The sequence below is a fragment of the Bacillus sp. 5mfcol3.1 genome, assembly GCF_900114335.1.
Taxonomy (GTDB): domain Bacteria; phylum Bacillota; class Bacilli; order Bacillales; family Bacillaceae_G; genus Bacillus_A; species Bacillus_A thuringiensis_S.
Genome location: NZ_FOST01000026.1, coordinates 1 through 12,718, shown reverse-complemented (window position 1 = coordinate 12,718; position 12,718 = coordinate 1). Strand labels below are relative to the sequence as shown.

Here is a 12,718-nt window from a genome sequence, read left to right as displayed (position 1 = left end):
GGAGAAAAGCGCTTCTCCCTTGTCTAGTTTTCTAGCCATCTAGATAGGATGAAATAGTGAACGAGTGCTTTAGATCATGCTAGGATTGTTGTGTTATACGAGGTTATGATGCGTTGTGCTGCCTCTTTTCCGTATATGTGTTGTAATGCGGATTGAGATTCAACTACGATTGAATGCTGAATGTGGTATGTTGCGCTTTCTTTCAAAAACTGCTCCATATGAGGGATCGGGTACAAATCATATTGATGAAATACCAGGTGAATCGGTCTTATATTCTTACATTCTGTTAGATATTGAAGAAAATTTGATAATGCTTCTCCTCTCTCTTGATACGTGCTTGTTTCCGTTTCGATACTGATATACACAACCGATTTTTGCTTTACATCCATTTCAAGTGTTTCATAACCAGTTAGTAAATCATGTTTGATGGTGTGATAACCTTGTTTTCGTTTTTCGTGATGGGTATCTTCATAAAAGATGCCATTCGGATCAAAAATGAAAATAAAATCATCGGCTGTTTCCTTCACACCTTCTATGACCGATTTATAAGCTCCAAAACGAGCTTTTATGACACCTGCAACCTTTTCACCTTCATTCAGTTCTTTCAACGCTCTAATCACCTTTGTATACTTCTTAGCTACGCCTAACATGTATTGCACTCCTTCCTATTTCATTTTCCTCTTCTGACTACTACTGAAACCAAAAATACTCTTTTTGTTCCCCTTGCTTTTCACGTTGATGTTTTTCAAGAATGTATAGCAAAGTGATAGTTATCGCATCCCTTGTTTCTTTTGAATAAAGACCTAGCTCATGGAAGATATGATATGCTGGATGCTCATTTTCGAGCGAATTTACTACCTCTACCAAGTTCGCTTCACTCTCATACATTTTTTCCGTGAACTCAATAACTTTTTTCACATCTAGGTAATATAGATTTTTATGCCGTTGATCCAGATACAAAATACTTCCTGCCAGTAATTTTGTAGCGGATTCTATCCAATAATCATGTTGCTTTAATGGTTTAATTACTGTTTGAGCGATTGAAATTGCTTGCATCAATTCTTCAGACAACCAAGCACTCTTGCGCTGCATATCGTCTTCCCCAAGTTTCCCTATTTTTTTCATTTTACCGACGTAGATTTCTGACATCTTATATCATCTCCCTCTCGGTTTCTTATATCTTGCTCCCTATCCAAAAAACAACGATCCAAATGGGAATAACGAGTATACATGCATTCCGACATCCAATAGCAAAGCCTAACGGATTTTCATCAATTTCGCTAAAATGAGCTTCATATTCTTTCATATTAAGATTGAGCTTTCTTACGGTTTCTTACTGCAAATACGGCTCCAATTAAGCCAAGTACGACACATGCAAGACCGATCCATTTTATGTATGAATTTTCGGCTTTACCGCCTGTTGTCGGAAGATACGTTTCGATTTTCTTTGGTGTTTGTTCTAGTTGTGGTTTCATAATAATTTGTTGTGGTGTCTCTAGTTGTGGAATAACAGGTTTTTCGGTTACTTTTGGTTGTTCCGGTACCTGCGGTTGTGGTGCTTCTGGTTGCTCTGGCTTTTGTGGTATTTCTGGTTTTGGTGTCTCTGGTGTAGGTGGTGTCGGTTTCTTCTGATCCTTCACCGTGTGCTTAATAATTTGACCATCCTCTTTAATTTCAAAAGAGAATATTTCTTCATTCAGTAAATAGCCGTCTGGTGCGAATGTTTCTTTATACGTGTACTTTCCATATGGAAGCTTGAATCTTGCAATGCCGTTTTCATCCGTTTTTCCTTTTGCAACTTCTTTTCCTTGCTCGTTAAAGATAGTAAATTCAGCGTTCGGAAGCTTATTGTTGCCATCTGCAATATCTACCTTGCTAATCTCTAATTCTCCTGTGATGTGCTTATTTTTCGCTGTTAGCATGATTGTCTTTCCTTGTTCCGAGATACTAAAAGGAATAGATTCTTTCGTTAAAACATAGCCAGTTGGTGCTTGCTTCTCAACAAATGAGTATGCTCCAAATGGTAGGTCTTTCACTTCAATCAAACCGTTTTTATCACTTTTGTATTCACTTATTTTCTTCCCTTTACTATCTTGAAGAACGAACACTGCACCTTCTAATTTTTTATCTGGATTCTCTCCATCTACTTTTAGAAGTTGCACGTTTCCTTTTACTTCTTTATTTTCAACAGTAAACGTCAACGTTTTCCCTTGTTCTTTAATCTCGAATGGAAATTTAGTTAGATTAAGAAGATATCCTTCTACCCCTTTTGTCTCAACAAAATAATACTTTCCATATGGAAGATCTTTCACTTGTGCAATCCCTTGTTCATTTGTAGTTGTTTTTGTGATTTCTTTTCCCTCTGCTGTATACACTGTGAACTCAACTTTTGGAAGAGTTTTTCCGTTATCACTTAATTTCTTAATCTCAATGTTTCCTTTTACTTTTACGTTTTGTACTGTAATCGTAGCAACCTCACCTGTTTTAACTTCAATCTGTTGCGGCTGCTCATTCAGTATATAACCAGTAGGTGATTTTACCTCTTTAAGAGTATAAGTTCCGATTTCTAAACCAGAAAGGCTTGCTGAACCTTGCTCATTTGTAGTCATTGTGCCTACTTTTTGATTTGCACTGTTCATGACTTCAAATACTGCACCTTGTAGCAATTCTTTTTGTCCCCCCTCTTTTACAACTTTCAATCCACCAAGGGATTTCCAGTTTACTTGTAGATCGGCACTCACTTTTTCCTCATTTTTTTCTAAAAGGACTGTTGCATCTTGGACTTTATCAGTTCCTTGATATGCTACTGCCTGCAAATTAGAAAGATTAGATGTTACTTTTAAGGAAAAGTTACCTGTTTGAGAGGATTTCGGTACTAGAATACGGAATTGTTCTCCTAAATTGAATTGTTGTTTCGTTTCACCTTTTGTAGAAACAACTTTCGTTCCAATCGGTGCATTAGCTAGTTGAACCGTAAATACACCGTTCTTAGCGTTACTTTTTATTTGATAGACTGTCGTTTCAAAGTACTCACCATTAAGTTTTGCTTCTTGATTGTCTGTTGGCGTTACATTCATGTACAGGTCTTGTGTTTCCTGGCTTGCATTTGCACCACCAATAATAGCTTTTACAGCCTTCGCAACATTTCCATTACGATGCTGAACTTCATTGATGTCAATTTGACCCAACGCTGTCCAAACACTAAGCTGTGTCGCATAATGCGCTTCTTTCCAGTCTGAAACACCTAATTCTTCTGGACTTTTTTGCGGATATCCATTTAGAAGAACCCGATACACAATATCATCTGTACGCCCCATTTCTGGAAGATCATTACCGTTAGGACTTAATTTTCCATACGTTAAGCAATACGCAATTTGCCCATTCGTATTCTTCAACAACTCTGTCCGTAGGTCTTTCCCATACATGGGACTAAAACTCCAATCCATTTCGTATTTCTCACGATTGATGACTTCAGCACTTGCCTTAGTAAGTGGAAATACAAAACTTAAGACAATTAGAAGCATACTCATAGCAATGAGTAACGTTTGATACGATCGTTTCAACATACTAACAGCTCCCTCAAATGATATGCAGTTTTCAAAGATCAGTTTTTGAATCATTAATTCTATTTGAATTACTAGTTTTTTTTACTATAATTAAACTTATATGGTTACTTTGGAACTTTATTTAGTAACTTTAACTTTTTTTATTTATTCTCGAACTCGGTAATAAGTTGGTATAAAAAAGTATTCGACCGGTTTATTAAAAAACTTAGCAATTTTTTCTGCTCTTTCGGAATTAACACTTGTTTTTCCTTTCTCGATCGCATGGAGAACTTGAGGTTTAATATTAACTTTTTGACCGAGTTGTGTTAAAGAGTAATCTTTTGATTGCCGTTCACTTAATAACATAAGTATTAAATACCTCCTCTCGATTAGTATAAATTAAGTATACATCACTTTTAAAGTGAAAAACAAGTAAAATTTACTAAAAAATTAAATATTTTAGTTTCATTTACTTAAATATACACAAAATAATATGTATTTTATACTCATTTTAGTATTTTTAACGTATCTGAAATATGAATTTATATGAAAGGACTAAAAATATGAATATTTTTAGCGAGCGTTTACGAAAATTACGCCAAGAACGTAGTTGGTCAATGAAGGAGTTAGGGGAAAAATTAAGTGAAGTTGTAGGATCTTCTTTTAGTTCTGCATCTGTATCGAATTGGGAAAAGAAAGGTTCAGAGCCACCGTACAACATTTTGGCTGCAATAGCACAAATTTTTGATGTCAGCGCTGATTATTTAATAGGAATAAGTGACACAGCTACTCTAAATAATGAAGCACCTACAGAAAAAATTGAGCACAAACAAGATATAATTAATAATGTAGAATTATATTTGACAATAAGCGAACATGAAAAAAAACAAGACATATATACAAAAGTAAAAGAGCTACATCAAGAAATTCTTTTATTACCCCCTGAAAAACAAGAACGCTTAGAAAAAGAGCTGACTGAATACCTTAGATTTTTTGGATACAAATATGATCAATTACATATAGACTTCGTTAATTTTACCAATTATCTTCAACATGAACTCCAAAAAAAGGTCTCTAAATATTAGAGACCTTTAGTTCGTATATTTTACGTCTTAATTTAATTGAATTCATCAACAAACAACCTATTTAAGTAAAAAATACTAATTATTAGATTGATATTCTATCTTAATAGTTATAAAATTAATGCATAATTAAATTTTCCGGTTAAATTATTACAAATAAAAAAACCCTACCACAAGCCATTTTTAATTGATCTTTCAGTTTGGCGGCTGAATCAATTAAAAATCCTAAGATAGTAGGGGTTTTATACATATTAAAATATATATTATCTACAACTATTATAGCACTTAATATATATTATGTGAATAAAAACCTCTACTTTCCCAGCATTTTTCTATTTATTTGTGGTGGGAAAAATAGGAGGTTTTTTCAGTGTTGTTGCAAAACTTTTTGCTTAGTCGAGCAAAAGCGGAACTAAGTCCCCACATCCATCACTTATCCAAAACTCCTGGGGCTATTAATCATTCAATTAAGAAAGTTATTACTTACATTGATAATATTGTCCTAGAATATGAGGGTGTTACTACAAAGGATTACCTCACAAAACGTAAATATGAAGCTTTAGAAACAGTTTTATCATACTTAGTACAAGAAGGATATTCCCAAGTTAAACAAGATCGTATCAGTAAAAAATCAGGAATTTCAAAGCCTATTATTAACTATGTGTTAAATTGGCTGCAAGATTTGGGTGTATGCCAACAGATTAAAGTACGAAGGCATGGTAAGATTGCCCCGTCTGTTTACATTTTAACCTTACATAACAATTATTTAAAAATTATCGAATACTTCAAGGTAAAGTGGGCCGTAGTAATTAATGTTTGTTCTACTTTCACTAAATTTTTAAAGAGCAAGATTAGTAAAAAATCTGATGTAACAGATCTTGAAGATATACAAAAAAACATTTTAAAACCTTCACCTTACCTAGACCTTTTCAGCATTGAAGAATACTCAAAACCGGCTGTGGATAATGAGGGGAAAGAGAAAGAGAAAGAGAATAGATTACAAGACTTAAATGATTATTTGAGTGACGATCAGAAAAAAGCGTATTACTACATTTTGAGTCAAAAACTAACATACCTATCTGAAAATGATGCTTACACAATTGCTTTAAGGTTGCCACTGGATATCGACCGCTACACAAGATGGGATTTCGAAGAATGTGTACAATGGTTCCAATTTAATAAAGCTAATAATAGTAATCCTGCACATTTCATAAAAATGTTTGTTCAAAAATCTAAACAGAATCACGAACGTAGAAAGCGTGATTCTCAAAGGAAAAATTCACTCTTTAGTACAAACAATAATAATAAAGTTCTTTTTTATAATTTTTTAGAAGAGAACAATTAATTTTAAAAAAAACACAATAGAATTTAACCTTGCTGAAAAAAATCATATAAAGCAAGGTTATTTGTCATGTCCTCTTAGAGTTTTCCATTGCCTAATTATTTTGCAAACAAAAACCTTACTCATTTTCTATGAACTGTTATTATTTTCTTTGTAATTCTACTATTAAAATCACACCCATTTAATTTTGAACATACACTTATTTACTAACAAATTAATTTTGATATTTACTAAGAAGAAATCTTCAATAGCTTGTTGTAGTTAGCATAAAGGATTAAAAATTGATTCTAATGTTTTTATTTTCCTTAGTTTTTAAAACAAGATTTATTAAATATAGAATTCTATTTTTTTATAATTTTTTAGGGAAGCTTATCGTTTTTTCAACATACAAAGGGAATCCTATATAAAATACAAAGGATTCCCTAATTTAAGATAAATTATTTTTTGAATAACCTGGTAAACCATGATTTTTCTTGTTGAGTAGATGCAACTAACTTTTTTGTTTCTTGTATTTCTCGAACCACTTCTAATAACTGCTGATCCCTATTGTTTATTTGTCCAACAATAGCCTTTTGCTGTTCATCAATCTTGTCCAGTAGAGTTTGATTAGTTTGTTCTAAATTATCTATACGTTTTAAAAGTTTCATATTCATAGCTTTTTGCTCTTCAAAATGGATAATAATTTTATTCATGCCTTCATACATTGTCTGGATAATTGGTTTCGTTATTCCGTCGTCTTCGTCAACCTCTTCTACTACAATATAATCTATATTTTGTTTCAACATTTGCTCTATTAATTCTGGTGGCTCCTGTACATCTTTCATATCAGCAATTAATCTAAAAAGCTCTAATGCTTCCTTTTCATATCTTAGTGTACGGCCTCTTGTCCCAGCCACGGTAGGTAAATATGGCTTAAATTGATCTCGCCATGCCTGTAAAGTTGTGCGTGGTCTCCCAAGTATTCTAGCAATATCTGCGAGGGAATATGTCTTCTTATAAGGTTCTTCCCTATCCATTGTCCTTTCACCACCTTATCGTTATTCATCGTTATTGTTGTCCGTCACGTTACCATGTAGTTGTTATTCATAAGCATTAACGTCTGTCATTCTGTCATCCCGTTATAGTTCGCCATCATTATTGCCCGTCATGTTGTTATTTTACTTTTATTCATTATCTTTGATGTTCGTCATGTCGACATCTAACCGTTATCTGTCTAATTCGTTTAAAACAGGGTATTCCCTTGTTAATTTGTTAATTTTTTTAACGTGTAAGTTAACTCGGATAACAAGTGTGATTTAAGTCGTACTTGCTTCGAAAAGTGTTTTTATTTTTGGTTAATTGTGCTAAAATATAATTTATAGTGATACTTAAGTCGTACTTAAAGTATAGAGGAGGAATTTTAAATGAAAATCGGAAGAAAAGTAGCGGATTTCGGAAATAGTTTCAATAATTTTATGGTTGATGGTTATTATATTGAGCTTGCAACTAATGTAGTTAAGATTTCAAAGAAAAAAGCTGAAGATTTACTTGTTGATCGTATTTCTAGACCAGAAGATTTGTTAGATAGATTGCTTATCTCAACTGAAATTGAGGGTGAAGAATCTTATTATTTAGTAGGGAAATTAGCTGAAGATAATCAATTAGCAAACTCTCATGTGAATAAAATGCACGATAAAATTAATAGCCCTATCCCATACATAAGCTTTTTAGGGGCAATTGCATATTATCATGCACTTAACGCTGATAAAGACGATAATGAAGTTGAAATTGAAAACATGAATATGATGCTTCCAATTTGGCTTTTAAAGCGTGAAGAGAAATTTAGCATTGCCCATAAAAAGATGGAACAAAGATTTATTGGTGAACATAAAGTTAAAGTGTTAACACCAGGAATGGAAAGAGATTTATCGATTACGGTTAATACAGCAAAGTGTAGAAATGAATCAGAGGTTGCTAGACATTCATTAAAATATAAAATGGTTTTAAAAGATAAAAATTCAAATGTAATTAGTATTGAAAAACGTTATGAATCTGAGAAATTTGATGATTATGAAGTTGTCTTAACTGATATTGGTGGTGGATCGACAGATGCCGTACAATTAGGTAAGGGCCTTACTACACCTAAACACAGAGATTCGTTCCAAGTGATTGATATTGAGCCGTTCTTAGGATACCTAGAGCGTTTTAGAAAAGAAAAATTAATTCAATATTTTAAAGATCTAAGAACGTTAGAGAAATTTATTGTTAATAATTATAAAAATCAGGAGTATGTGCTTTCGAATGAAAATACTGGCGAAGAATATGATTTCACTACTGAAATTGTAGGTGCACTACAAGAATATGCAACAATTTTAGTTGCTAAAGTGTTGGATGTATTCATTCCATCAAGTACAAACACAGTATTGAAATTCATCTATATCGGAGGCGAAGCTCCAGTTCTAGAACCATATATCCGTCTTGCTTTATTAGATCATATGTCTGAAACAGCTGCTAAAAACAATCACTTCTTCTTGAACGACATTATTCAAAGCAACGAGAAAGAAGTATTTGCTCCAACATCACGTACAATTAACCTAGCTGCATTAGAATTAAAAGCAATTGATGAGATGAAGGGACAGTTAGCTTAGAATAAAGGGACGTGCTGATGATGGCTAAAAATAGAAAGATGGCATTACAAGCTGATAATATGCCTGATGATGTATATAAGATCCTTAATGAAAAAGCTAGTAGTAGGCAATTAACAGCTTTTGTTGTTGAATTAGTACAAAATGAAAAACGTTATGAACAATTAATACAAAAATTAGATAATGTAGAACAAAGATTAAACTTGTTAGATACAGTTGAAAGTAAATTGGATCTTCTATTGAATAATGGATTTGTTTCAGCCACAGAACAGGAAAATATAAAAGCTGAAGAGCCAATACTACAAGAAGGTAGAATTATTGACGCTAAAGAAGTTATTGGTGGGATTTCTAAGGAAGATAGCGAAGAGATAGATTTCTAAGAACATAACTAAATGAGTGAAATCAGTATAAGTAAAAAGACAACAAGACGAATAATCATATGAGGGAGTGCTTACTTATTAAAGAAAGCACTCCATTTTTATATTATATACGAATTATGGTTCTAATGAGAACATACCTATATACTGAAAGTGGTGAGCTTATGGAAGCACCAGGAAATCACCAAAAAAAGCGAACTAAGATTCCAAAATCCTTTTCGCTCTTGATAATTATCTTAATTTTATTGTATTTGTTTCATTCAGTCGTTTTGCAAATTATAGGAATCTTGTTGATTATCACTCTTATATGTCTAGGCTTTTATTACCTTGGACATTTGTTATTTAGGATAATGGCTTTTATTATTGTAGTAAGTAGTGTTATATGTGCCATATGTGTATTAGGATATTTTTTGTAGTATTAATATGAAAAGGAATGAGAGATGTGGAAAAATACCCAGTAGAATTCACAATTATATCCCCAAATGGAGAAGTATACGAGCCTGACTTGGTATACGTTACTGCAAATACACCCAATGATGCTATACAGCAAGTAGAAAGTGAAATAGAACATAGAATGGGTAAATATTATAAGTACAGGGTAACAATTAATGTACCATCTGAGGATGAGCAACTTTCTTTATTTTGAAAGCCCTTGAATAGAGCTAATAAAGATGTTTAAATTATTGTTCATATCTACTTTATTTATAAATTAAAATGGAGGGGTTTATCCCCCTCCATTTCCATGTGCATATTGAACAATAAGGTCTTGGGTAACTTTGCTTACCGGAGTTTGTACACTAAATATTAAAGTCATAGCTATTAACAGTCCAATAGATTTATAATGTAATTTCTTCATTTAAATCACCCTTTTTAAATATATTATTCGTCTTCCTGGACAACTCGAAATATTCGCACGATTTAAGGTAGTTCTTTTCCTCATAATACTTATGCGCTAATTGTTCTTGATATTCCTTAGTATACTCTGATATTTTTTGTTTTTCAAAATATTCAATACCTTCTAAGATAATAACCTCTAATTCTGACGCAACTACATTATTATTTAAAGCTTGTAATATACGAAAATGATGCAAATACTCTTCGATACCAAGATGTTTACAGATATTTATTCCTCGCTCAATACGCTCACAAGCTACATCCTTTTCGAGTAATTTAACGTATTCTCTTGCTTCAACGAATAAAGCTTTATAGTTGTTTAACATCTTTTTATTAACTTCTGAAAGAAACTGAATTGCTAAATCAGGGCGATCCTGTTTAGCATACATTAAGGCTATGTTTTGTTTTACCATTAGGATGAAGGTCTCTTCTTTAATGCTTTTGAAGGCATTTAATGCTAATGTATAGTACTTACTCGCAAGTTCAAATTCATCCAAATCAGCATAAGTTAACCCCAATAGATTATTACAAAAAGCAAGGTTGTTCTCACATTCAGCATATTTAGAAAATATCCCTTTAGCTTTTGATAATTCTTGTAAGGCTAAAAAACCTTTGTATGTTTCATAAAATTTATATCCTAACATATAATGAAATTCAGCAACTTCTAATTCATTATTGATATATTTTAACAATGATTCTGCTTTATCATAAAATTTTTGGGAAGATTGATAATTTCCGATTGCATTATAGTAAATCGCTTTAAAAAAATGATAATAATATGTTAAATAATTATTTTGTGGTATATCAAATGTATCAATAATTTCAAAACTGTCAGTAGAAATCCCTAGATTGTTAAGTAAATAATTATGCCGAAAATCTATGAGGTAGTAATGTAACATCAAAATTTGCTCTTCTTTAAATTCACTTATAACTAAGTCGATCTTATCTTTTAAACTGATCGCCGCATCAAGATCTCTTGCTCTGATTTTGAAGTACCATTCATTTAAAGTTTGTACCAATTGTTCATTCCCTTTCACATGAACGTTCATATATTTCTCCCCCATCATCCCATAATCCCGTAAAATAAAGGGAATATTCTTATAATATATAATACCAAATAATGCAATTGTCCATATTGCTGAGGAGCATTTTTCAATACATTACAGAATATTCTGTTAATTATTGTTATAATATATTCTATGTTATTAAAGCATCAAAGGAATGAGGATTACGGAAAAATACCCAATTGAATTTTCACTGTTGATGAGCTATTTTCCTTATTTAAAAAAGTTCCTTCGAACTGAAAGAACTTTTTTAATATCACACTAGTATCTTTTCTTACTTCTATTTCTTTTAATAAATTCATAAATTTTATCCATAACAAACGTTTCTTTTTCTTTCCAAATAGCTTCTGCTTCTTCTAATGTGACTACTTTCACCAATTCTTCGATTGTTGTATCTTTAACTAAGAATGTAGCTACAGTCCCTGTAGATGTTGAATATTTAGTAATAACTGAATCTATAATAGTATCAATTTCTAGTAAAGTATTATTGGAATCATCTTCATTTTGAATACTTTCGTTTGATATTTGTTGATCGGACAGTTCTTTTAATCGAGAATTGAGAATAAATTCTACATAACCGATTGGTGAATCAATATCTGAACGAAAACGTATATCCTCAATTATCTCTAATACAATTTCTTTATGCGCCGCCCATTTCTCAAACACCTTAGGAAACACTTTTTCCTTACAGCGTTCTTCGAACCTTTTAATTTTTTGTTCGAATGTATTTGGTTGTTGAAATTTATCTAATTTCTTTTCGAAATGAACTATATCAGAATCTTTCTTTTTCTGAGCACGGATAATGAACCTAATTTTTTGTACTTTCCTACCTAATTTAATTTCCTCAAACTCAAAAGAAATATCTGTTTTTTGGTTTAATTCTTTTTGAGATGGCTTCAACACACGTTGTTTGAAATTTGCATAGTTTGGGTATACATCCATTGCATCTAAGTAATACCTTAAATTTTCCAGACTAATTGTACGTTCTTTTAGATCTTCGTATTGCTTAAGTAGTTCATAAATACGTATAGCATATGTACTTTTTAATTTAACAACATTAGCCAATCTATAACTTGTAAACTTGCTACTTAATTCTAATAAGAATGGCTTTAATAAAGGATCGAAACGCATATCAATCGTCCCTTTATTTCTATTGTAAATGGCTGAAGAAAGCCAAGATACTTGTATTAATTCTTCTCCTGCTCGAATTTCAATTACTTTTGATAATAGTTCCTTTGTAATCTTACTTAACTCTGTATATTTAGTAGATCCATTCAAACCAAGTAGATCATGAAATTGTTTAATTGGGAATGTGTATGTTTTAAAATCCCGATCATTGGGTTCAATATTACTTGCCAAACAAAGTAACATCTTTTGTTCAACTAAATTCAAACGTGAATTAGCTTCAATCAAAGTATTTGATTTGGAAACAATATTATTCTCTCTAATTTGTAAATCTTGATTTATAGACATATCTACATACGTCATTCCTTTCCTACCTTTACTGCTAAATTAACTATAACAAACAAATTCACTTTGTTATAGTTAATTTTTTTCAAAAACTTACAATAGACTTCCCGCTGTAAGATATCTAGGTACTTTACATAAGATAATTATGTAAAGTACCTAGATAATGAAGCTTAATCTTTATAAAACTATATAGCATATAACCAAATTTGTTATCTTAAATCTCTTTTCATACAATTAAGTAACCATTTTTGTTATCTTTAGAACCGTTTCTGTTATATATCGGCAACCAAATTTGTTATCTTTAAAACCATTTTTGTTAT

Annotated in this window: 12 protein-coding genes; 5 read left to right on the top strand and 7 right to left on the bottom strand. The window is 31.8% G+C overall.

Features of this window, described 5'->3' with window-relative positions; all coding sequences use genetic code 11:
• Nucleotides 1–74 precede the first annotated feature (74 nt).
• The 4 genes from BM089_RS29580 to BM089_RS29565 all read right to left on the bottom strand — a co-directional run bounded on the left by BM089_RS29580 (nucleotide 75) and on the right by BM089_RS29565 (nucleotide 3,911).
• Nucleotides 75–650 (bottom strand): TraM recognition domain-containing protein, encoded by a 576-nt coding sequence (locus tag BM089_RS29580; protein WP_090979039.1) that lies wholly within the window; start codon nucleotides 648–650, stop codon nucleotides 75–77.
• Nucleotides 651–690: 40 nt separating this feature from the next.
• Nucleotides 691–1,149 carry a type IV secretory system conjugative DNA transfer family protein gene (locus BM089_RS29575; RefSeq protein ID WP_090979037.1) on the bottom strand — a complete coding sequence of 153 codons (459 nt, stop codon included), beginning with the start codon at nucleotides 1,147–1,149 and terminating at the stop codon, nucleotides 691–693.
• Nucleotides 1,150–1,307: 158 nt separating this feature from the next.
• The gene (locus BM089_RS29570; RefSeq protein ID WP_090979034.1) at nucleotides 1,308–3,566 is read right to left on the bottom strand and encodes a SpaA isopeptide-forming pilin-related protein; all 2,259 of its coding nucleotides are present in this window, start codon (nucleotides 3,564–3,566) and stop codon (nucleotides 1,308–1,310) included.
• Nucleotides 3,567–3,710: 144 nt separating this feature from the next.
• Entirely contained in the window at nucleotides 3,711–3,911 is a 201-nt protein-coding gene (locus BM089_RS29565) for a helix-turn-helix transcriptional regulator (protein WP_048536239.1), read from the bottom strand.
• Nucleotides 3,912–4,108: 197 nt separating this feature from the next.
• On the opposite strand from BM089_RS29565, the gene BM089_RS29560 reads away from it, so the two are divergent.
• The gene (locus BM089_RS29560) at nucleotides 4,109–4,630 is read left to right on the top strand and encodes a helix-turn-helix domain-containing protein (RefSeq protein WP_001020340.1); all 522 of its coding nucleotides are present in this window, start codon (nucleotides 4,109–4,111) and stop codon (nucleotides 4,628–4,630) included.
• Between the two features lie 367 nt (nucleotides 4,631–4,997).
• Nucleotides 4,998–5,972 carry a Replicase RepFR55 gene (locus BM089_RS29555; RefSeq protein ID WP_090979031.1) on the top strand — a complete coding sequence of 325 codons (975 nt, stop codon included), beginning with the start codon at nucleotides 4,998–5,000 and terminating at the stop codon, nucleotides 5,970–5,972.
• 434 nt (nucleotides 5,973–6,406) lie between these two features.
• Here BM089_RS29555 and BM089_RS29550 read toward each other — a convergent pair whose 3' ends face one another.
• Nucleotides 6,407–6,985 carry a DUF3967 domain-containing protein gene (locus BM089_RS29550; protein WP_090979028.1) on the bottom strand — a complete coding sequence of 193 codons (579 nt, stop codon included), beginning with the start codon at nucleotides 6,983–6,985 and terminating at the stop codon, nucleotides 6,407–6,409.
• 387 nt (nucleotides 6,986–7,372) lie between these two features.
• On the opposite strand from BM089_RS29550, the gene BM089_RS29545 reads away from it, so the two are divergent.
• The 3 genes from BM089_RS29545 (at nucleotide 7,373) to BM089_RS29535 (ending at nucleotide 9,616) form a co-directional block, all read left to right on the top strand.
• On the top strand, nucleotides 7,373–8,596 hold the full coding sequence (locus BM089_RS29545; RefSeq protein ID WP_090979025.1) for a ParM/StbA family protein: 1,224 nt from the start codon (nucleotides 7,373–7,375) through the stop codon (nucleotides 8,594–8,596).
• A gap of 20 nt (nucleotides 8,597–8,616) precedes the next feature.
• Complete coding sequence (locus BM089_RS29540) at nucleotides 8,617–8,973, top strand: hypothetical protein (RefSeq protein WP_090979042.1); 357 nt, start codon at nucleotides 8,617–8,619, stop codon at nucleotides 8,971–8,973.
• Nucleotides 8,974–9,403: 430 nt separating this feature from the next.
• Nucleotides 9,404–9,616 carry a hypothetical protein gene (locus BM089_RS29535; protein ID WP_254791384.1) on the top strand — a complete coding sequence of 71 codons (213 nt, stop codon included), beginning with the start codon at nucleotides 9,404–9,406 and terminating at the stop codon, nucleotides 9,614–9,616.
• A 190-nt stretch (nucleotides 9,617–9,806) separates the two neighbouring features.
• Here BM089_RS29535 and BM089_RS29530 read toward each other — a convergent pair whose 3' ends face one another.
• Nucleotides 9,807–10,913: a response regulator aspartate phosphatase gene (locus tag BM089_RS29530; RefSeq protein ID WP_090979020.1), complete on the bottom strand. Its 1,107-nt coding sequence runs from the start codon at nucleotides 10,911–10,913 to the stop codon at nucleotides 9,807–9,809.
• 276 nt (nucleotides 10,914–11,189) lie between these two features.
• Nucleotides 11,190–12,416: a replication initiation protein gene (locus BM089_RS29525; RefSeq protein ID WP_090979017.1), complete on the bottom strand. Its 1,227-nt coding sequence runs from the start codon at nucleotides 12,414–12,416 to the stop codon at nucleotides 11,190–11,192.
• Between the last annotated feature and the right edge of the window lie 302 nt (nucleotides 12,417–12,718).

Bases quoted from the DNA above. Each gene is read 5' to 3' on its own strand.
- BM089_RS29535 (WP_254791384.1), top strand. From the start codon at position 9,404: ATGAGAGATGTGGAAAAATACCCAGTAGAATTCACAATTATATCCCCA.
- BM089_RS29525 (WP_090979017.1), bottom strand. From the start codon at position 12,416: ATGACGTATGTAGATATGTCTATAAATCAAGATTTACAAATTAGAGAG.
- BM089_RS29540 (WP_090979042.1), top strand. From the start codon at position 8,617: ATGGCTAAAAATAGAAAGATGGCATTACAAGCTGATAATATGCCTGAT.
- BM089_RS29550 (WP_090979028.1), bottom strand. From the start codon at position 6,985: ATGGATAGGGAAGAACCTTATAAGAAGACATATTCCCTCGCAGATATT.
- BM089_RS29570 (WP_090979034.1), bottom strand. From the start codon at position 3,566: ATGTTGAAACGATCGTATCAAACGTTACTCATTGCTATGAGTATGCTT.
- BM089_RS29565 (WP_048536239.1), bottom strand. From the start codon at position 3,911: ATGTTATTAAGTGAACGGCAATCAAAAGATTACTCTTTAACACAACTC.
- BM089_RS29575 (WP_090979037.1), bottom strand. From the start codon at position 1,149: ATGTCAGAAATCTACGTCGGTAAAATGAAAAAAATAGGGAAACTTGGG.
- BM089_RS29530 (WP_090979020.1), bottom strand. From the start codon at position 10,913: ATGAACGTTCATGTGAAAGGGAATGAACAATTGGTACAAACTTTAAAT.
- BM089_RS29580 (WP_090979039.1), bottom strand. From the start codon at position 650: ATGTTAGGCGTAGCTAAGAAGTATACAAAGGTGATTAGAGCGTTGAAA.
- BM089_RS29545 (WP_090979025.1), top strand. From the start codon at position 7,373: ATGAAAATCGGAAGAAAAGTAGCGGATTTCGGAAATAGTTTCAATAAT.
- BM089_RS29560 (WP_001020340.1), top strand. From the start codon at position 4,109: ATGAATATTTTTAGCGAGCGTTTACGAAAATTACGCCAAGAACGTAGT.